Raw genomic sequence first — 21,055 nt, 5'->3', positions numbered from 1 at the left:
GGAGTGATCGATTTGAAAAAACGTTCAAAGCAGAATAATCCTGAACAAAAAACACGAAACGGGGTCAATAGCCAGGACCTTGAACTCGGACAGGATTTTGATGCAGTAAAGCAATCGAAAAAGAAATATGAAAACACTGGCGGCCAGCCAGTCAAATCAAAATTCCATCCGGAACCGGAACAATCCTCCTAAATAAACATGGAAAAGCCCCGATGCGATTCGTATCGGGGCTTTAATATGCATCAAAAAGTGAAATTATTCTGTCTATAATAATCGAATGAAAACCTATTGCAAGGGCAGGAAAAAACAACTAAAATTATTTTGGATTTCGAAATATACTTCCGGAGGCAAATGTCCTCCATCAGTAAAATAAATTAGTTAAAGGGGCGTTTTTACATGCCGCGTACCTTATGGCTCTTAATTATTGGGATGGCAGTAAATGTAACCGGCTCTTCTTTTTTGTGGCCTTTAAATACCATTTACATTCATGAGCATTTAGGAAAATCTTTATCTGTTGCAGGCCTTGTCCTTATGCTGAATGCCGCTGCCAGTGTAGTCGGCAATTTGTTTGGCGGAAGCCTTTTTGATAAAATAGGCGGCTATCGGTCCATTCTTCTCGGTATTGGCATCACCGTAATGGCGCTTCTCGGCCTGACCTTCTGGCATGGCTGGCCTGCCTATGTGGTGTTTCTGACATTTGTGGGCTTTGGTTCGGGAATCGTTTTTCCATCGATGTTTGCGATGGCGGGATCGGTTTGGAAAGAAGGAGGGCGAAAGGCATTCAATGCCATCTATGTGGCCCAAAATGCTGGTGTGGCGATAGGTGCAGCTCTCGGCGGGCTTGTCGCATCTTATTCGTTCCAGCTAATTTTCCTGGCCAATACACTCATGTACATAGTATTTCTGCTGATAGCCGTATTCGGATACAAGGGCATTAATACCATTTCAGGCCAGCAAACATCGATCCTCCAGGAAAATCGAGTTGTTAAAAACCATACAAAGCTATATGCATTGCTTATTCTTTGTGTCGGATATTTACTATGCTGGGTTGGATATGTACAGTGGCAATCCACTATTGCGGCATATACCCAGGAGATGAACATTTCTCTAAAGCAATACAGCCTGCTTTGGTCTATCAACGGAGCACTGATTGTTCTTGGCCAGCCTTTTATCAGCGGTTTGGTAAAATGGTTCAAAACACTGAAGTCGCAGATGATCGCTGGAATGGTCATTTTTATTGGCTCCTTTGCAGCAGCCGCAAGCGCAGAGCAATTTTCTGCTTTTATTGTGGCAATGGTGATTCTGACGATAGGCGAAATGCTTATCTGGCCGGCAGTGCCGACGATTGCCAATCAACTCGCGCCAAAAGGGCGGGAAGGGTTTTACCAGGGTATTGTTAACAGCACCGCGACAGGCGGCCGTATGATTGGACCTTTATTGGGCGGTATTTTGGTTGACCTTTATGGAATCTCAATACTATTTGCTGTTTTGATGGTATTATATGTTTTTGCTATTATGACAACCCTGGTATATGACCGGAAATTGAAAGAGTCCAAGGAATTGGCACATGCTTCATAAAAAAACCTGCAGATTGCGGCTGCAGGTTTTTCTGTTTATAAGGTTTATCAACGAAATTAAGCCAGATATCAACGAAAAAATGAATATATCAACGAAATTTTAGATATATCAACGAAAATCCAATTTTATCAACGAATCCACCGGATTTATCGGCCAAGACATGACCCGCAGTCTTAGCCGGCGCCTTCCAAATATTCTTCCTTTTGCTTGTCTGCAAACACAACTTCATTGAAAAAGCTTTTTAATATAAGCCATCTGGCTGGATAGCAGTCAATAAAGTCTTCCAGCACCTCTTCTGAATAAAGAAGCAGAATATCCAGATCCGCTCTATGTTGCTTTAAGTCATAAAGGAGGGCATGCGGAATCGTGTAATAGTCATTCAGCTGCCATTGATTTAGTTTTATCGTGAGAATATTGTGCTCTTCAATGTAAGCCTCCAAAGTCTGTTTTTGTAACTGAGCACTTTCCTCTTTTGATAAATTTCCCGACTGCCAATGCGGGTTGATAAAAAAAATGCCTTTTATTCGAAACACCTCCCCAAGCTTCCGATTAATAATGGTATGGGCAATAAAACCGGGAAGAATACCTTGATTGCTGAATTTGTTGTCAGAAAAATATGATAAAATAAAAAGTAAAATTGAGCTTGCCTTAAAAGAGGAGATAAAATGAAAAGTGCATTATTTGATTTGCCAATTGAAATTGTTGAAACCATAGTTGAAAACGCTTTCGGGTGGCTGGTGGTTGTTGATAAAGATGGGAAAATTATTTATATAAATAAAAATTACTGCGATTTTCTGGAGGCTGAGAGGGAGCAGGTCCTGGGAATGCATGTCGCTCAGGTTATTGAAAATTCGCGGATGCACATTGTTGCGGCAACTGGAAAGGAAGAAATTGCCGACCTGCAATATATTAAAGGTAATTATATGATTGCAAATCGCATACCCATCGTTACGGACGGGGAAGTGATAGGGGCATTTGGGACCGTGTTCTTCAGGGATACAAAGGAATGGATGCAAATGAACAGCCATGTGAAGAGCATGCTGACAAAAATCCAAAGCTACATCCAGGACATTGACCGAAGCGTTAAATACAGCCTCGACGATATTTTAGGCAGCTCGAAACAAATCCAAAGCCTAAAGGAAAAAGTAAAAATGGTAGCAGCAAGCGATATTTCCGTTCTGATTCGCGGGGAAAGCGGGACTGGAAAAGAACTGTTTGCCCATAGCATTCACCAGCTCAGCAACAGAAGCCATCAGCCGTTCGTAAAAATAAACTGCGGAGCCATTCCGGAGCATCTGCTGGAATCAGAGCTGTTTGGATATGAGGAAGGAGCTTTTACAGGTGCGAAAAAAGGCGGCAAAAAAGGAAAGTTCCAGCTCGCCGATGGAGGCACATTATTTTTGGATGAAATCGGCGATATGCCCCTTAATATGCAAGTAAAGCTTTTGCGCGCTCTCCAGGAGGGTGAAATCGAAAGCGTTGGTTCGACTGCACCTGTTAATGTGGATGTCAGAATTATTGCGGCAACCAACCGGCCGCTCGAAAAAATGATGGAAGAGAAGCGTTTCAGGGAAGATTTATTTTATCGGATCAATGTCGTTCCGTTTATGGTTCCTTCATTACGTGATAGGCTGGAAGATCTGACTATCCTGATCGATTATTTTATAAAGAAAATCACCAAAAAGTCAGGCAAGAGGATTAGTGCGATTACTGATAATGTAATCGAAAAATTTCACCAGTACAGCTGGCCGGGGAATATCAGAGAGCTGGAAAATGTCATAGAAGCATCTGTGCATTTAACCAGCAATGAAACCATCTCTGCGGAATCATTGCCAGATTACATGAAAGAATCGGCTGTTTACCCTGTTGGCAAAAAGAAACTGAAGGATATTATGGAAGAAACAGAAAAGCGGATCCTAACCCAGAGTTTAAGCAAGTTTAACAATGATCGCCTTGAAGCGGCGAAAGCCCTTGGAATCAGCAAATCTTCCATGTATGAAAAGCTAAAAAAATATGGAATTGATTAAGATTTAAATAGTCCAGAAATCCGGAACCCATTCCAAATTTCTGGACTATTTTCATTCTAGTAATTTTATTTTTAAAAAATCAAGGTGTAGACATAATTATCTGAAAACTCGTCTAGTATATTGGCGGACTTGCCATTTACTCATTCCAGAATTCCGGAAAAAAGATTCATAAATTATTCATTATCCCCCTTTCTATAAAGTAATTCATTTTGGCATGGTTCTTGCAACATTAATTAGCAAATAAGCCACTTTCGTTAAACGACGTTCAGCTTATTTTTGCAAACGGTTACAAAAGGGAGGGTGCCAATTAGTTTTTTCTATTTAAAAATAAGGCTCTGTTAAATTGGCCTGTTGATTTTCGCTCCAGGCGCTCCCTTTCCGCGGGCGGTCCGGGAGCCTCCTCGGCGCATCCGCGTCTGGGGGGTCTCCCTTTGACACGCTCCTCCCGCAGGACATTGAACCAGCATCTTCACCGCACGAAGGAAATGCGAATGCATTTTCGAGGAGTCGCGCCAACCACTCCAATCAACAGGGTGCTAAAATCAACAATAATCTTTAACTCAGCCGAAAATAAAGGGGGAAATGCAATGCTTAGTATGATCGGTTTAATAGGCGGGCTCGCCCTGCTGATTTTCTTAACCATGCGGGGGATGAATCTTTTGGTAGTAGGGCCATTGTCCGCACTGTTTGTAGCTGTTTTTAGCGGTATGCCGCTGTTTCCGCAGCTGGCTGGTGAAGGAGAGGCTAATCTGGTCGGGAATTATATGTCCGGTTTTTCAGGTTTCGTCACTTCATGGTACTTAATGTTCCTATTGGGGGCAATTTTTGGGAAAGTAATGGAGGATAGCGGAGCGGCTGACAGTGTATCCAAAATGGTGGTTGATAAGCTGGGCATGAAATACGCGGTACTTGCCATTGTCGCTTCCTGTGCGATCTTAACTTACGGAGGCGTCAGCTTGTTCGTAGTTGCTTTTTCCGTATATCCAATGGCATTGAGTTTATTTAAGCAGGCTAATCTTCCTAGAAGGTTTATCCCTGCAGCGCTCGCCTTTGGTTCCGTAACTTTCACCATGACATCTGCGGGGTCACCGGAGATCCAAAACTGGATTCCGATTGAATATCTTGGAACAACTCCATATGCTGGATGGGAAGTTAGTTTAATCGTAGCTGTGTTTATGATGATATTCGGTTATTGGTGGTTAAAGCGCATGATCACGAAGGCTGTGAACAAAGGAGAAACCTTCGAATCACGCAAGCAGGACCCTGTTACTGAAAATAAAGAGCTGCCGCATCCATTCATGGGTGTCGTGCCATTAATCGTCGTATTGATTATTTCTTTTGTATTCCATGATTCTCTTAAACAATCTGCACTTATCCTTGCATTATTGGGTGGTGTCATTGCTACTTATTTGTTAAACCGCAAGTGCTTTACGAACTTCTGGAATGCTGTGTCTGATGGAACGCTAGGCGCACTAATCGCTATCGGTAATACCGCTGCTGTGGTAGGATTTGGAGGAGTTGCCAAGGCAGTGCCTGCTTTTGCAACAGCAGTAGATATGATGACAAGCATTCCTGGCAGCCCGCTGATTGGCGGTGCCATTGCTGTCAGTGTAATTGCCGGTATGACTGGTTCGGCTTCAGGGGGCCAGGCAATCGCATTGCCAATATTGGCCCCGCATTATATGGATATGGGGGTCAATGCGGAAGCCCTCCACAGAACAGTAGCCATTTCATCAGGTGCCCTGGACTCGCTGCCGCATAATGGCTATGTCGTTACCACTGTCAGGGCGATCTGCGGCGAAACCCATCAGGCTGCATATGGAGCTGTAGCAGCTGTTACGGTTATTGTTCCGCTAATAGGGCTTGCATTAGCTATTGTCTTGTTCTCTCTTGGACTTGGAATCTAAGTTAGGCAGGGGCTCATCCAAGCGGGCCCCAGCTTTGTTTTTGAAAGGAGATATACATGGTACAGAATAAAATAGTTTTTATAACAGGTGCAGCCCAGGGGATTGGCTATGAAATTGGAAAAAGGTTTGCTGAAAATGGGTCTAAAATTGTTTTAACAGATATCCAGGAGGACGCCGTCAAAAAAGCAGCAGAGGCTCTGAAGAGTGAAGGGTACGAAGCCATTGGCCTAAAGTGCGATGTTACTTCTGAAAAGGAAATACAAGAGGTGATCCAGGAAACAGTCAGCCATTTCGGCACGCTGGATGTCCTGATCAATAACGCGGGACTGCAACATGTTTCATTTATTGAGGATTTTCCAACTGAAAAGTTTGAGTTTCTCATCAAGGTCATGCTGACGGCTCCATTCGTAGCAATTAAGCATGCCATGCCTGTTATGAAAAAACAAAAATCCGGAAGAATCATCAATATGGCTTCCATCAACGGATTGGTAGGATTTGCAGGAAAGGCTGCTTATAACAGCGCGAAGCATGGAGTAATTGGCCTTACGAAAGTCGCTGCACTAGAGGCAGCCGAAGACGGCATTACTGTTAATGCGATTTGTCCGGGCTATGTAGATACTCCGCTAGTAAGAAACCAGCTGAATGACCTTGCTAAAACGAGAAATGTACCGCTTGAAAAAGCGCTTGAAGAAGTCATTTATCCATTAGTGCCGCAAAAAAGGCTTTTAACCGTTGAAGAAATTGCCGACTATGCGATTTTCCTTGCAGGGGAAGCAGCAAGAGGGATTACGGGCCAAGCGGCAGTCATTGATGGAGGCTATACAGTTCAGTAATAATTAGGGACTAAAGCACATTTGAACCAATGGCCAATCAAAATTGTCTACATATTAAAGAGGGCAGCCTATGCCTTCTTTTTCTATTGATCCAGGAATTGAATAAAACAGCAGGACATGTGGGCATAATGGTGAATACTGAAATCCTGCAGATATACGATGCTCCGAAGCATGATAAAAAGGCCGCATCGCATAGGAGGATTCAGTTCCTATTATTGCGATTCTTTTATTGTTCTTCCATCCGCATCTTGCTGATTTAAAGTAGATTTAGAGGAGGACAATGAGCAATTGCAGGGTGGAAGTTTTTTATTAAATTTTAGTAAAAGATTGTGCACCTAATCGATGGTCACTGCATATTCTAGATATTAAATTTCCTGTCAGGATAAGCTTACTTGCATCCTGGCGGGGAATTTATTACAATAGTTATATTCATATATATATATCTAAATGCTTAGATAAGGAATAGTAATGGTGCTTCAGCCCGATTTTAGAGAGTTGACGGACGGTGCAAGTCAGCCGGGCACATCATGAACTCGCCTTTGAGCAGCAAGTGTGAAGTAGCAGTAATGCTTGCCGTTTTCCGCGTTAAGGATGAATGAAGCGAGTGACATGGTCACTAATGTGGGTGGTACCGCGGGAGATTTATACATAATCCTCTCGTCCCTTTATTGGGATGAGAGGTTTTTTTATTGTATTTTATTTTTCACTAATAGGAGGAAACAAAAATGAGTTTCAATCACCAGGAGATTGAAAAAAAGTGGCAAAGCTACTGGGACGATAATAAAACATTTAAAACGACTGAAGATAAAGGCAAGCGCAAGTTTTATGCGCTTGATATGTTCCCATATCCCTCCGGTGCAGGCCTTCATGTTGGCCATCCGGAGGGCTATACGGCAACAGATATCCTTTCCCGCATGAAGCGAATGCAGGGCTATAATGTCCTTCACCCAATGGGCTGGGATGCATTTGGTTTGCCAGCAGAGCAATATGCGCTTGATACTGGAAATGATCCTGCACAATTTACAGAGCAGAATATCAATACATTCCGCCGCCAGATAAAAGCACTAGGTTTTTCATATGATTGGGATCGGGAAGTGAATACAACGGATCCAGAATATTATAAATGGACACAGTGGATTTTCTTAAAGCTTTATGAAAAAGGGCTTGCTTATATTGATGAAGTAGCTGTTAACTGGTGCCCCGCATTGGGAACTGTTCTTGCCAATGAAGAGGTTATTGACGGAAAGAGTGAGCGCGGCGGCCATCCGGTAGAGCGTCGTCCAATGAGACAGTGGATGCTAAAAATAACGGCTTATGCGGATCGCCTGCTTAAGGACCTAAATTTATTGGATTGGCCAGAGAGCCTAAAGGATATGCAGCGAAACTGGATCGGCCGTTCTGAAGGAGCAGAAGTAACGTTCAATATTGAAGGCCATGACGGCACGTTCACTGTTTTCACAACACGACCTGACACATTATATGGTGCAACATATGCTGTTCTTGCTCCAGAACACGCGCTTGTTGATAAAATCACAACAGATGGGCAGCGCGAGGCAGTTCAGGCTTACATTGACAAAGTAAAGAGCAAGAGCGATCTTGAGCGTACTGATTTGGCTAAAGAAAAAACGGGAGTATTCACAGGTGCCTATGCCGTCAATCCGGTTAATGGCGAAAAAATGCCAATCTGGATTGCTGACTATGTTCTAGTAAGCTATGGTACTGGCGCAATAATGGCTGTTCCGGCTCATGACGAACGCGATTATGAGTTTGCCAAGCAATTTGATCTTCCAATTAAAGAGGTAGTTGCTGGCGGAGATGTGGAGAAGGAAGCCTACACTGGGGACGGCGAGCATGTAAACTCTGATTTCCTTAATGGCTTAAACAAAGAAGATGCCATTGAAAAGATGATTGCATGGCTTGAAGAAAAGGGCATTGGAACGAAAAAGGTTACTTACCGCCTTCGTGACTGGCTATTCAGCCGTCAGCGTTATTGGGGAGAGCCGATCCCAATTATCCATTGGGAAGACGGCACAATGACAGCCGTTCCGGATGATCAGCTGCCATTGGTGCTGCCGAAAACAACGGAAATTAAACCGTCCGGAACAGGAGAATCTCCATTAGCCAATATTGATGAGTGGGTTAACGTTGTGGATCCTGAAACAGGCAAAAAAGGCCGCAGAGAAACAAACACAATGCCGCAATGGGCGGGCAGCTGCTGGTACTACCTTCGCTATATTGATCCTAAAAATAGCGAAGCCCTTGCAGACCCTGAAAAATTAAAAGAATGGCTTCCGGTTGATATTTATATCGGAGGAGCAGAGCACGCTGTTCTTCACCTTCTATATGCCCGCTTCTGGCATAAGGTCCTTTATGATGTAGGTGTTGTCCAGACGAAAGAGCCTTTCCAAAAGCTATTCAACCAAGGGATGATCCTTGGTGAAAATAATGAAAAAATGAGTAAATCCAAAGGCAATGTAGTTAATCCGGATGAGATAGTTGCCAGCCACGGCGCGGACACACTTCGTCTATACGAAATGTTCATGGGGCCGCTTGAAGCATCCATTGCCTGGTCTACAAATGGTTTGGACGGATCAAGAAGATTCCTAGACCGCATCTGGCGCTTATTTGTTGAAGAAAATGGCGAATTAAGCCCGAAAATCCAGAACACTGAAGAAGGCACAAATCTAGAAAAGGTTTACCACCAAACCGTTAAAAAGGTAACTGAGGACTACGAAGGATTACGCTTCAATACAGCCATTTCGCAAATGATGGTATTTATTAATGAAGCATATAAAGCAACTGTCCTTCCAAAGAGCTATGTTGAAGGCTTTGTAAAAATGCTTTCGCCAATCGCTCCTCATATTTCCGAAGAGCTTTGGTCAAAACTTGGCCACAGCGGTTCCATTGCCTATGAAGCATGGCCAGCATATGATGAAGCGAAAATGGTTGACGACGAAGTAGAAATCGTTATCCAAATCAACGGCAAAGTAAAAGCAAAGCTTATGGTGCCTGCAGATGCCAAAAAAGATCTTTTGGAGCAGATCGCAATGGGCGATGACAAGGTAAAAGAGCAAATTGACGGAAAAACTGTCCGCAAAGTTATTGCCGTTCCAGGTAAACTTGTAAATATCGTTGCAAATTAAGAATTTTTAGCTAAAACCACCTCTTTTTTTAGAAAAAGGGGTGGTTTTTTGGATGATTGGAATTTGTATCAAATGGTAAAGCCGTCTCAAGCCCTTTATTAGGGTAGTTTATTATGGTTTTTAGTGGTTTCAACGATTTATTAGCAACTATGTCCTCTTTATTAGCAACTTTTTAAAAATATTAGCAACTTCAGTTCATTTATTAGCAACTTTTAAAAAAATATTAGCAATTTAGACTTTTATTAGCACAGATAAAACTCCACTCAGGAAGTTTCAGTTTATCGCAGATTAACGGGCAGTAATGGCTGAATGCAGATAAGTATAAAAAAGAAAAAGCATCATCCCAACCGCCCGTAAAAGCCAGGGAAAAACGCTCTATAAAGAAAGCTGAACTTTACCGCGATTAACGGACAGTAAGGGCAGAATGCAGATATCGATCTAAAATAATATCAACATCCCAAACTGTCCGTAAAATCCCGATAAGTGAAACTAACCTTTGCGGAAAAAACACCCGCAAAGGAGTTTCACTTTACCGCAGATTAACAGGCAGTAGGGCTGAAGATTGGCATAATGCCATGTAGAATAGAGAGCATCAGCCAACTACCTGTAAATGCCCGATAAGTTCAGCTAATCTTTATGGAGAAAACCACTCCATAAAGAAAGCTGAACTTTACCGCAGATTAACAGGCAGTAGGGCTGAAGATTGGCATAATGCCATGTAGAATAGAGAGCATTAGCCAACTGCCTGTAAAATCCCGATAAGTGAAACTAACCTTTGCGGAAAAAACACCCGCAAAGGAGTTTCACTTTATATTTTTTGTGCCATATAGGGTATTATAGGAGTGGCGGCATTTATCAATGCTACATGCTGATATTTATAGCTTTTTAGAAAGGGTGTTAGTAATGGACCGTATTGAAGAAATTACAACAGAAGAGTTGCAAAAGAAGCTTGAAGCAGGAGAGAAGCTTGAGCTTGTTGATGTAAGGGAAGATGATGAGGTTACAGCCGGCATGATTCCTGGTGCGAAGCATATCCGCATGGGGACAATTCCGGAAAACCTTGATAAATTTGATAAAGACACTGAGTACATTTTCATTTGCCGCTCCGGCAGCCGCAGCGGAAATGTATGCCACTATATGAAAGATCAAGGCTACAAGGTCCGCAATATGGTTGGCGGTATGATGAACTGGCAGGGCAAAACTGAATAACAAACCAAAACGGAGCCGACAGGGCTTCGTTTTTTTTTGTGTCTTTATTTTTAAAAATTAAGAAAATTGTCTAAACTAATTTTAAAAGTCGGAAAGGAAGTTTCCTGTGATTAAGGTGAAATTATTCGATCATGAACATGAAAAGGATCTTGAAAAGGAAATGAACCACTTTTTGGAGAAAATTGAAGAGAAAAAGCTGCTGGATATAAAGTATAATGTGGCAGCAGTCCAGGAGGATGAAGACGAGCAGATTTACTGTTTTTCTGCAATGGTCATATATAGAGCCTGATGCATGGCAAGCATCAGGCTCTTATTTTTTCCTAAACGTTGTTTGCGGAGCCTGCAGCGTTAATCCCTGCAAGTCTGCCTGTCACGAGTGCGGATGTAATATTGTATCCGCCTGTATAGCCGTGTATATCAAGGATTTCTCCGCAGAAGAAAAGGCCATCCATCATTTTCGAAGCCATCGTTTGTGGTTCAACTTCTTTTACGGATACACCGCCGCCGGTAACAAAAGCTTTATCAAGCGGCAAAGTGCCGTTAACAGTAAACTGAAAGGATTTGCAGCCTTTTACAAAGCTTCTGACTTTTTCATTGGAGATATTGGCACCCTGTGCAGAAGGATCAATTCCATTTTGGTCAAGAAGAAACAGCAGGTATCTTTCGGGCACAAGCCCTTTCAAAAGATTCTTAATGCTTTTCTTCGGTTCATCCTTAATCATTTTTGAAACTTCCTGGAATAAAGGTTCTTCCTTTGTGTCTGGAACTGCATCCAAATTCATCGTAACTTCTGTCAGGTTCCATTTTTTCATTGCTTTCACTACATACTGGCTGCAGCGCAAAACGGCTGGGCCGCTAATGCCGAAATGGGTAAAAATCATATCCATCTGGTGGGTGATAAGCGCTTTTCCTTTAGGATTCAAAACACTAAGCGCCACACTTCTAAGCGATAATCCCTGCAGCGTTTTTTCTTTAATAAACCTTTCCGCAGAGGTTAATGGAACCTCCGTTGGGAAAAGATCGGTTATTGTATGACCAGCTTTTTCCGCCCATGCATAGCCATCACCGGTTGAACCTGTATGCGGAACTGATTTTCCTCCGACCGCTATGACCACAGCATCTGTATCATAAACATCGCCTGTTTTTAATTCTACTGATTTCACCCTGCCATTTTCATAATGGACATCACGGATTGGGCTATTGGTTTTAATATCCACCTTCAACTCATTTAGCCTTGTAATCAAGGCATCGACAACAGACTGGGCTTTATCTGTTACGGGGAACATCCTCCCATGGTCTTCTTCTTTTAGCTTAATGCCCAGATTTTCAAAGAACCTAATAATATCTTCATTGCTAAAAAGGGAGAAGGCGCTATACAAAAATCGGCCATTGCCTGGGATATGCTTAATGATTTCGTCTACTGGCAGCCTATTTGTGACATTGCATCGACCTCCGCCCGAAATCGCGAGCTTCCTGCCAAGCTTGTCCCCTTTATCGATTAAAAGCACCTTTGCTCTCTGTTCGGCTGCTCCAATGGCAGCCATTAATCCTGACGGCCCTCCGCCAATTACAATTACATCATATTTCATATTTTCACCAACTTATCTTGATTCGCTTTATCGCAGATTAACAGACAGTAATATCCCCATCTCAAGACTTTTAAGAAAGGCTCTGTTAACCTTGCCTGTTGATTTCCGCTCAAGAAGCTCAGCGAACCGCGGGCGGTCCGGGAGCCTCTTCAGCGCCTTGCGCCTACGGGGTCTCCCTTTGATCCGCACTCCCGCAGGACTTTGAATAAGCATCCTTGAGTGAACACCGCACGAAGAAAATGCGAATGCATTTTCGAGGATCTCCCGCCTTCCACTCCAATCAACAAAGTGCAAAAATTAACATTAAGCTTTAACACAGCCTTAATAGAACAAGTAAGGCTAAGGGATAAACTTCCAGTAAGTGCCCGATTGGTTCAACTAACCATCAGTGTGGGATGGAGAAAACCTATCTGATGGAAGTTTCACTTTATTAGCAATACCTCTATTATAATGCAATTGCCCCTTTTCTAAAAATAAAGCCGTTATATACAGGTTTTGTAAGTGGCATTTCTTCGTCAAGAAGAGTACACTACAAATAGTGTGTCTAAAAATATAGAAAAATGACGAAATCTAATATTATTTATGCTAAAATCATTGTCTCAATTAGCTTTTGCCTTAACATACAGTTTTCACATAGATTGCAAGCTGCAGTTTTTTTAAGGAAGGGATTATATGTCATCTAAGCTTCTAAAGGGAACCTTCATTTTAACGCTCGGGACGATTATTTCAAAGGTTCTTGGTTTGTTTTATGTTATTCCTTTTTACCATATTGTCGGGAAGGAAGGAACCGCGCTTTATTCCTTTTCGTATACACCTTATACGATCTTTATTAGTATTGCGACAGCGGGTGTGCCGCTGGCAGTTTCAAAGTTTATATCCAAGTATAACGCTATAGAGGAATACGCAGTCGGCAGAAAGCTTTTTAAATCAGGCTTGGTAATTATGCTGGCCAGCGGAATTCTTTCATTTTTAATCTTATTTATGATGGCTCCGGCAGTGGCCGAAATGACGCTTGCAGGAAAAGATGTAGAAGTCAGCGTCGAGGATGTGACCACCGTAATCCGTGCGGTTTCGTTTGCACTTATTATTATACCGTTCATGAGCTTGATAAGAGGTTTCTTCCAGGGCCATCAGTCGATGGGGCCTACAGCGGTTTCACAGGTTGTGGAACAAATTGTCCGGATCCTGTTTGTTCTTGCTGGCGCGTATATTGTCTTAAATGTAATGAAAGGCTCACTTACCACCGCTATCAGTGTTGCTACCTTTGCTGCGTTTATCGGAGGGCTTGGTAGCCTTGGAGTTCTATTGTGGTATTGGTATAAGCGCAAGCCTCATTTGGACAAACTGCTTGAGGATGATAAAGGAACGGTCGATATATCCCTTAAAGATATTTATAAAGAAATCATCCTTTATGCAGCTCCCTTTGTGTTTGTAGGTCTTGCAAACCCGCTTTTCCAGTTTATCGACCAGATTACCTTTATGAGAGCTATGTCATCTATCGGTGAGAAAGCAATTGCGGTAGCCGCATTCTCTGTCCTCAACTTCGAAACGCATAAGCTAGTCATTATTCCTGTTTCATTGGCAACAGCCTTTTCACTGACGCTTGTTCCGAGTGTAACAAAGGCTTTTATGGAAGAAGACAGGTCTGATTTAAACCGCCAGCTCAATCAGACGTTTCAGGTGCTTCTGTTTCTGACTCTTCCTGCCGTAGTCGGCTTATCCTTGCTGGCGGAACCGATCTTTACTTTATTTTACGAGCATAAAGAGCTGGGAACTGAAGTATTACGAACATATGCGCCAGTTGCAATCCTATTTGCCTATTTCTCAGTTACGGCAGCAATTTTGCAGGGAATCAATGAGCAGCGCTTTACGATTCTCAGCTTGCTCACAGGTTTGCTAGTAAAACTGTCCTTGAACATTCCGCTTATTAAGCTGTTTGAAACACAAGGAGCGGTTTTTGCAACGGCACTTGGCTATACTGTGGCAATCTTAATAAATCTTTATGTAATTAAAACCTATGCCAAATATCCGTTTAAGCTTATCTTAAGAAGAGGCATGCTGATTGTATTATTTACATTCTGTATGTTCATCGTAACAAGCATTGTTTATAAAATTTTAACAATCTTCTTATCGCCGGCAGCGGATTTACAGGCGATAATCATTGTCGCCATCTGTGCAGCCGCTGGAGCGGGCATCTATTTCTATTTGAGTTTCAGAACAAAGTTAATCTATATCCTGTTCGGGTCAAGAGTTGATAGAATGATGAAGAAGCTAAGGCTGAGGGCATAATAAGAAAGGTCTCCGTAAAATGGAGACCTTTTCGCTTAATTTAATACTGGCCATAGCCGCCATCACCGATGCCGAGACGCCTTTCAATCCGGTCAAGCCTGCGGTTCAGCCGGTCAACCTGCCGTTCAAGCCTTTGCACCTGGCGTTCCAGGCGATCAAGACGTCTATCTGTATTGCCGCCTCCCGGATAACCAGGATAACCTGGCGAAATACCGGGAAGAGGAATATATATGCCTTGCCCTTGCTGGCGAGGGTACATACTAATCATCTCCTCTTTCATATTGATTCGAACTTATGATATTAGTCTATGTATAGCGGGCGGATGTGACATGGACAAAAGCCCATGTAAATTGTTTATAGAATTGGAGGGTCAACTATGAGAATTGATAAAATGCTGGCCAATCTGGGCTACGGCAGCCGAAAAGATGTTAAAAAGCTTTTAAAGGATGGAGCTGTAACCGTTAACGATGAAAAAGTGAAAGACCCGAAGCACCATGTAAATCCTGAGGAGGACACCGTAGTCATAAATGGTGAGAGAGTTGAGTATAGGGAATTCATTTATTTAATGATGAACAAACCGCCTGGCGTAATCTCGGCAACCGAGGATTCCCAGTTTGAAACAGTCGTGGACCTGCTGGAAATGGAGGACCTTGTCTTTTCCCCGTTTCCCGTTGGGCGCCTCGATAAGGATACAGAGGGCCTTTTGCTGCTGACGAATGACGGCCAGCTCGCACATCGGCTGCTTTCTCCCAAGAAGCATGTTCCTAAAACCTACTTCGCGGTCATTGACAGTGAAGTAACAAATGATGATATTGCCGCATTTAAAAAAGGAGTCATCTTGGATGATGGCTATGAAACCAAGCCTGGAGTGCTGAAGATTTTAAAATCGGGCATAACCTCTGATATTGAATTAACCATTACAGAAGGAAAGTTTCATCAGGTGAAAAGAATGTTTGAGGCTGTCGGAAAAAGAGTCATTTATTTAAAAAGGCTTACGATGGGACCGCTTGAGCTAGATGATACATTGGAATTGGGTGAGTATCGGGAATTGACCGAAGAAGAGCTTCTAATGCTGCTCAATTATGAAGTGAAATGAAGACAAAAAAAATCGCCGTTACAGCGGGCGATTTTTTTCGATCTATTATGTTGGTTATCTTTTGTGTTAAGATGACATCTTTACTTTCTTTTGTGTAATCGTCCATTTGCCTCTGCTTGGGCTTTTAACCAAGTCATTATATGCAAGGACATTTAAATCTCTTTGTATGGTGCGAGGAGTAATACCAAATTCCTCTACAAGCTCCTGAGTTGTTACAGTTCCGCGCTTACTAATAAACATGTAGACGGATTTTACACGGTTTAACATCCGGTTAGTTGAAGGTTTCAAAAAACCACTCCCTATCCTTTTTTCAAACCCCATGGCAATTCCCTGCAACCGACAGCTACATTGAAGGAATAGTTCCTTCAAAACTATGTAGTTTTCTTTTCCCCAGACAACCCCTTTGTATTCTGTTTTTTTAAGTCTAGATGTCATACCTCTGACTATATTGTAACGCTATTATCTGATAATTTCTACTTTAAGGAAGCAACTTTACAAAATATTTATAATGCTTCCTGTTTTATAGTCTGTACATCCCCCTCCTTTTTAATGTATGTTCATTTCCCTTTATTTAGAGAGTTAAACATTCATTAAAGAAATGGCCTCTTACTATACCTTATGGTGCAGGAGGGTGTTCTTATGTACTGAAAATTCAAAAAACAGTAATTAATTTTCCTGTATCCTAAAATTTGTTTTTTGATTATAATCAATAGGTAATTTTGAAAAGGGCCATATGAAAGGGAGAGAGCGTTATGGAAGATCACTCGCTGAGGGATCGGCTGGTATATCCAAAGGAAAATGTTTATTTTGCTTTAGTTGTTTTATTTAGTATTCTGTCTTATATTCTTCTCGCATTCTCGGTAGTTGGGATTATTATTATTCTGTTATTAATCTTTGTTTCTGTCCTTCTTCATGGAATAATGATGGGCGGCATCAGGAGAAACGGAGTAAGAATAAGTGAAAAGCAATTTCCCGAGATTTATGAAAAAGCAGTATTAACCGCAAAGGAGATGGGTTTGGCAGAGCTGCCCGATATTTATGTAATAGAGTCCCAAGGGGTTTTAAATGCCTTTGCAGCTAGGTTTTTCAGAAAGAATATGGTTGTTTTATATTCAGGTATTTTTGAACTGATTGAGAGAGGGGCAGAAAAGGAAGTACTATTCGTCCTTGCCCATGAATTTGCCCATTTAAAAAGAAAGCATGTGCTCATAAGTATTCTTCTGCTTCCGGCCATGTGGATTCCCTTTTTGGGAAATGCCTATCTAAGAGCATGCGAATATACGTGTGATCGATACGCAGCCTATTTTATAAATTCGTTAGAGTCATCAAGAGATGCCTTGGCCATGCTCGCAATTGGGAAAGAGCTTTACCCTAAAGTCAATATACAGGTATATATGGAACAGCTTCAAACCGAGACCGGTTTTTTTGTCTGGCTAAATGAAAAGCTGTCTACTCATCCGCATCTCCCAAAAAGAATTTATGCTTTATCAACGTTCTTTGCTGAAGATGCCACATCAGAATTGAAGGAACCCAAGGGAAAGGTATGGCTCGGAATAGCAGGTTCTATCCTGACTGCTATGATTCTCACAGGCGGAATTTTTGCTGGCTTTAAAACACTTGAAAAGATGGAGTTATGGACTGAAACGGTTCTTGGAATCGAGGGTGCTACCCCACTGATGAATGCCGCAAGTGAAAATGATACTGAAATGATTCACACTCTGTTGGCTGAGGGCGCTGATGTGGAGGAAACCGATGCAGAGGGTTCTACTGTCCTTCATTGGGCTGTTTATAATGGTCACCTTGAAAGCGCCTCCCTGCTTCTTGAAAATGGTGCTAATCCCAATACGATAGATAGCTATGATTCATCTCCTTTAATGAGTGCTGTATTTAATGAAGATGTTGAAATGTCTCAGCTTCTCCTAGAATTTGGCGCAGATCCAGCTTTGAAGGATTCGGAGGGCTACACAGCTTATGATTACGCGAAAGACTACGGCAATAAAGAGTTAATGAAGTTGCTGCAGCCTTAACAAAACTGCTCCCGTTTACGGGGCAGTTTTTTTGTACAGTCAATTAAACATTTTAGCGGTGTTAAAGCTACTTGTTGATTAAACACTGTGTTGAATGGATCGTATGGTGCGAACTCCTCGAAAATGCATTCGCATTTTCTTCGTGCGGTGTTATTCAAAGGTGCCTTTTCAATGTCCTGCAGGAAAAGCGTACCCAAGGGAGGCCCCGCAGGCGTAAAACGCGAGGGGGCCCCCGGAAGCCCGCAGTTCGCTGAGTGCCTGTAGCAGAAATCAACACCTAAGGTTAACAGACCAAAATTCTTAAAAGAATATATGAAAAATAGTAAACCTTTTCCAATCTCATCCGTACAAATAGTCAGGAGGAGAGAAAATGAATTTATTAAATGTAGATATTGCCTCTGCAGGCTATGAAAATGAGAAACCCATCATAACTCAAATTCATTTTGATTTGAGGGAAGGCGAGCTGATCGGCCTGATCGGACCAAACGGAGCAGGCAAAAGTACGACGATTAAGGCCATCCTGGGATTGCTGGAGCATAAAAAGGGATTAGTGGAATTCAAGGAAGGGGTTAAATACTCTTATATTCCTGAACGGCCCGTCTTTTATGATGAATTGACACTCTGGGAGCACTTGGACTTTGCGGCTGCTGTAGAAAGAATTCCTGATAAAGAATACAAGAGCAGGGCAGCAAGCCTTTTGGAACAATATAAGCTGGCTGAGCATGCCCATAAGTTCCCCGGGACTTACTCAAAAGGAATGCAGCAAAAGGCTATGCTGATTCTCGCCATGATTGCTAAACCGGATGTATATATTATTGATGAACCGTTTATTGGCCTGGATCCCAATGCCATGAAACTGTTTCTTGAATCAATTGAAAAAGAGAGGAGAAGAGGCGCAGGGGTTCTTATGTCTACACATGTTCTTGATACGGCAGAAAAAGTTTGCAGCCGCTTTTTGATTGTACATGAAGGCCAGCTCAAAGCATCGGGTACCTTAAGTGAGATTAGGCAGCAATGCAATCTTCCGGCAGGCTCACTCTATGCTTGTTTCCATCAAATTGCAGAGGGATCCAGCAATGAAGAGCACTGATCTCTTTTTTAGAAGGCTAGTCAGCAGCTGGAAATATCAGTATGGCATTTTCCGTTCGATCGCAGATTGGACGATCTTGCTGTACATCATTATTCCGGGAGCAGCCATTTTAGCGATGATGTACCGTTCCTGGTGGGCTGAAACGCCTGATTGGATTGCAAACTTGCCCCTATTCCTGATCTTCTTTTTTCTTTATATATTTTCATGGATAGGAAATATCCGGCCTTTTGTTCAGGAAGCTGATAAAGTATTTCTTGTTAAAAATAGGAATCTCTATTTGGGAATGAGAAAATGGGGATTTGCTTATTCATTACTTTTCCAAACGGTTTGCACAGTAGCAATGATAGTTTTTCTATTGCCCTTTTTAATGAACAGATACCTTTTGGAATGGAGCCAAATAATTGCTCTGCTGATTTTTTTCATTGCACTGAAGTGGACGATTATGACAGTTTCCTATCATTTGAAGAGGATTGAAAAGAAATTAAAAAAATATGCTCTGGGCTTTTTGCTGTTTGTCTTATTTAGCTGGTTCAGCCAGCTCGTATATTCCCTTTGGGACCTCGGAGCAGTCATGCCTGTTTATATCACATCGGTGATTCTCCTGGCAGGTACGTTTGGGCGAACATACCAGCTATTAAATAGGGTTTCGACCATGGATTTTGAAGTTAAGCTGGAACAGGAGGAAAAAACAAAGTACATTCAATGGATCTTTATGATGGCTCCTGAAATCGAAAAGCCTGCTTTTTCAGTGCATACCAAACCGCTGCTTTTTCGAAAATCAAAACGGATCTTTAAAAAGAGGACACCCTTTACCGGACTGATTGAATTATTTCTAAAGATATTTATCAGGAACCCATCGTATATCTTCAGTTATTTTCAAATTATATCCATAAGCGCTGCCGGCATCATCATTATTCCGCCTATATGGATAAAAGCAATTGTTTTAGGCATATTCCTTTTTCTAGCCTACTCGTGGCTGTCCATTACCTGGGATAAGGCCATTATGTCCCATCCTTTTACAAAAAAATATAGTGAAAAGGAATTCTACTATTCTGCCAGGAAAAGGACTGTGTGGGCATTATTTATATTGGCCATTATGTTATTGGGGGTGGTGCTGGCATGTTGGCTAATCGTTTTATCAAACCTCGGTATTCTTGAAGGAATTGGAGCTTGAATTTTATTTTAGAGGAAATTACTATGGGGATTCCTTTATAATAATATTGTCAGATGAGGGGGGGGAATGGACCATTTTATTCAGAAGATTCCTTAAAAGGCTTTACACACTGAATAACTGGCTGATTTTTATTTCCAGCGGCTTTTTGATTATTTTTAGTGCCATTGTTATGACCATAATAGAACCGGAGACTTTTTCGAATTACTTTGATTCCTTTTGGTGGGTAATGACCACTGTAACGACTGTCGGGTATGGCGATTTCTATCCTGTATCCGTTGCCGGAAGAGTGTATGCTGTATTTTTATACTTGATTGGGATTGGCCTTATCGGGATTGTGATTGGAAAATTAGTCGAAGGCTTTGCTCAATTCCGTATAAAGCAAGAGGAGGGCAAAATGAGTTATAATGGGAAAAATCATATTGTAGTTGTCGGATGGTCTAAAAAAGCCGAGCACGCACTTGAGGAAATCAGGCTAGCAGACCCCAGCAAAGAAATTGTGCTGATTGCCATGCTGGAAAAGACGCCGGTCAAGCATGATAATGTCCACTTTGTCCATGGAGATGCAGCTGATGGAGCAGTACTGGAAATGGCCAATATTAAAGAGGCGAAAAGTGTTATCATATTTGCGGATGATTCAATTGAAGATAACCAGCTGACAGATGGGAAATCTTTATTGATTGCCACTGGAATCGAACGTCTCGCAGGCGACCTTCATATAACAGTGGAAATAAAGGTTGAGAAGCATATGGATCTATTCAAACATGTATCGGTTGATGAGTTTATCATTTCGGATGAAATGATCTCCAGAATGGCTGCGCAAGCGGTCCTTTCCAACGGAGCGACTACCATATATTCGCAGCTGATGAGCCGTAAAGTGGGGGAAGATTTATATCAAATTCCTGCATCGCCAAAATGGGTAACCTACAGGGATGCCTTTCATCGCTTGCTTGAAAAGGGGGCAACCTTAATCAGTTCGGGGCAGGATATGAATATTAACCGCCGGCTTGATGAGAAGATACCACAAGGAGCTATTTTATATATTATTTGTGATCAGGATACATACTCAAAATTGACAGCCGAAAAATGATAGGGA

The 21,055-nt window shown here is 42.1% G+C and carries 18 protein-coding genes and 1 other annotated feature; of the genes, 14 read left to right on the top strand and 4 right to left on the bottom strand.

The genetic code is table 11. The features are described from left to right. The first annotated feature begins 12 nt into the window (after positions 1-12). Together IQ19_RS17550 and IQ19_RS17545 are read left to right on the top strand one after the other, a co-directional pair. Complete coding sequence (locus IQ19_RS17550; protein ID WP_144543661.1) at positions 13-192, top strand: glycogen biosynthesis protein GlgD; 180 nt, start codon at positions 13-15, stop codon at positions 190-192. Positions 193-396: 204 nt separating this feature from the next. Beyond that, on the top strand, positions 397-1,578 hold the full coding sequence (locus tag IQ19_RS17545; protein WP_144543660.1) for an MDR family MFS transporter: 1,182 nt from the start codon (positions 397-399) through the stop codon (positions 1,576-1,578). Between the two features lie 173 nt (positions 1,579-1,751). Here IQ19_RS17545 and IQ19_RS17540 read toward each other — a convergent pair whose 3' ends face one another. Further along, a complete protein-coding gene (locus IQ19_RS17540; protein WP_242021036.1) occupies positions 1,752-2,111 on the bottom strand; it encodes a hypothetical protein in 360 nt (119 codons plus the stop codon). Positions 2,112-2,243: 132 nt separating this feature from the next. On the opposite strand from IQ19_RS17540, the gene IQ19_RS17535 reads away from it, so the two are divergent. The 6 genes from IQ19_RS17535 to IQ19_RS17510 all read left to right on the top strand — a co-directional run bounded on the left by IQ19_RS17535 (position 2,244) and on the right by IQ19_RS17510 (position 10,986). Then, complete coding sequence (locus IQ19_RS17535; RefSeq protein ID WP_144543659.1) at positions 2,244-3,605, top strand: sigma-54 interaction domain-containing protein; 1,362 nt, start codon at positions 2,244-2,246, stop codon at positions 3,603-3,605. Between the two features lie 587 nt (positions 3,606-4,192). Next, positions 4,193-5,512 (top strand): GntP family permease, encoded by a 1,320-nt coding sequence (locus IQ19_RS17530; protein ID WP_144543658.1) that lies wholly within the window; start codon positions 4,193-4,195, stop codon positions 5,510-5,512. A 56-nt stretch (positions 5,513-5,568) separates the two neighbouring features. Then, on the top strand, positions 5,569-6,345 hold the full coding sequence (locus IQ19_RS17525) for a 3-hydroxybutyrate dehydrogenase (RefSeq protein ID WP_144543657.1): 777 nt from the start codon (positions 5,569-5,571) through the stop codon (positions 6,343-6,345). 443 nt (positions 6,346-6,788) lie between these two features. Beyond that, positions 6,789-7,013, top strand: a binding site (T-box leader). Positions 7,014-7,070: 57 nt separating this feature from the next. Next, entirely contained in the window at positions 7,071-9,488 is a 2,418-nt protein-coding gene (leuS, locus tag IQ19_RS17520; protein ID WP_144543656.1) for a leucine--tRNA ligase, read from the top strand. Between the two features lie 903 nt (positions 9,489-10,391). Further along, the gene (locus tag IQ19_RS17515) at positions 10,392-10,697 is read left to right on the top strand and encodes a rhodanese-like domain-containing protein (RefSeq protein ID WP_144543655.1); all 306 of its coding nucleotides are present in this window, start codon (positions 10,392-10,394) and stop codon (positions 10,695-10,697) included. Positions 10,698-10,803: 106 nt separating this feature from the next. After that, positions 10,804-10,986, top strand: a complete 183-nt coding sequence (locus IQ19_RS17510) for a sporulation protein Cse60 (RefSeq protein ID WP_144543654.1) — start codon at positions 10,804-10,806, stop codon at positions 10,984-10,986. Between the two features lie 31 nt (positions 10,987-11,017). On the opposite strand, the gene IQ19_RS17505 is transcribed toward IQ19_RS17510, so the two are convergent. Continuing rightward, positions 11,018-12,286: a BaiN/RdsA family NAD(P)/FAD-dependent oxidoreductase gene (locus IQ19_RS17505; protein WP_144543653.1), complete on the bottom strand. Its 1,269-nt coding sequence runs from the start codon at positions 12,284-12,286 to the stop codon at positions 11,018-11,020. A gap of 672 nt (positions 12,287-12,958) precedes the next feature. Here IQ19_RS17505 and IQ19_RS17500 point away from each other — a divergent pair. Then, positions 12,959-14,575: a putative polysaccharide biosynthesis protein gene (locus tag IQ19_RS17500; RefSeq protein ID WP_144543652.1), complete on the top strand. Its 1,617-nt coding sequence runs from the start codon at positions 12,959-12,961 to the stop codon at positions 14,573-14,575. A gap of 40 nt (positions 14,576-14,615) precedes the next feature. On the opposite strand, the gene IQ19_RS17495 is transcribed toward IQ19_RS17500, so the two are convergent. Then, positions 14,616-14,834 carry a hypothetical protein gene (locus IQ19_RS17495; RefSeq protein ID WP_110066356.1) on the bottom strand — a complete coding sequence of 73 codons (219 nt, stop codon included), beginning with the start codon at positions 14,832-14,834 and terminating at the stop codon, positions 14,616-14,618. A gap of 117 nt (positions 14,835-14,951) precedes the next feature. Between IQ19_RS17495 and IQ19_RS17490 the strand changes: the two genes are divergently transcribed. Next, a complete protein-coding gene (locus IQ19_RS17490; RefSeq protein WP_144543651.1) occupies positions 14,952-15,671 on the top strand; it encodes a pseudouridine synthase in 720 nt (239 codons plus the stop codon). 66 nt (positions 15,672-15,737) lie between these two features. On the opposite strand, the gene IQ19_RS17485 is transcribed toward IQ19_RS17490, so the two are convergent. Further along, a complete protein-coding gene (locus tag IQ19_RS17485; RefSeq protein ID WP_026041817.1) occupies positions 15,738-15,959 on the bottom strand; it encodes a DeoR family transcriptional regulator in 222 nt (73 codons plus the stop codon). 464 nt (positions 15,960-16,423) lie between these two features. Between IQ19_RS17485 and IQ19_RS17480 the strand changes: the two genes are divergently transcribed. The 4 genes from IQ19_RS17480 (at position 16,424) to IQ19_RS17465 (ending at position 21,049) form a co-directional block, all read left to right on the top strand. Continuing rightward, the gene (locus IQ19_RS17480) at positions 16,424-17,698 is read left to right on the top strand and encodes a M48 family metallopeptidase (RefSeq protein WP_144543650.1); all 1,275 of its coding nucleotides are present in this window, start codon (positions 16,424-16,426) and stop codon (positions 17,696-17,698) included. A gap of 370 nt (positions 17,699-18,068) precedes the next feature. After that, positions 18,069-18,788, top strand: a complete 720-nt coding sequence (locus IQ19_RS17475) for an ABC transporter ATP-binding protein (protein WP_144543649.1) — start codon at positions 18,069-18,071, stop codon at positions 18,786-18,788. Further along, positions 18,775-19,962, top strand: coding sequence for an ABC transporter permease (locus tag IQ19_RS17470; protein WP_144543648.1), 1,188 nt, complete (start codon positions 18,775-18,777; stop codon positions 19,960-19,962). Before IQ19_RS17475 ends, IQ19_RS17470 begins: the two co-directional genes overlap by 14 nt. 46 nt (positions 19,963-20,008) lie before the next feature. Continuing rightward, on the top strand, positions 20,009-21,049 hold the full coding sequence (locus IQ19_RS17465) for an ion channel (RefSeq protein WP_242021035.1): 1,041 nt from the start codon (positions 20,009-20,011) through the stop codon (positions 21,047-21,049). Positions 21,050-21,055: the final 6 nt, after the last annotated feature.

It is taken from the genome of Cytobacillus oceanisediminis (assembly GCF_007830235.1).
Taxonomy (GTDB): domain Bacteria; phylum Bacillota; class Bacilli; order Bacillales; family Cytobacillaceae; genus Cytobacillus; species Cytobacillus oceanisediminis.
Note: the sequence above shows the minus strand (reverse complement) of the source record. Positions and strands in the feature narration are given on the sequence as shown.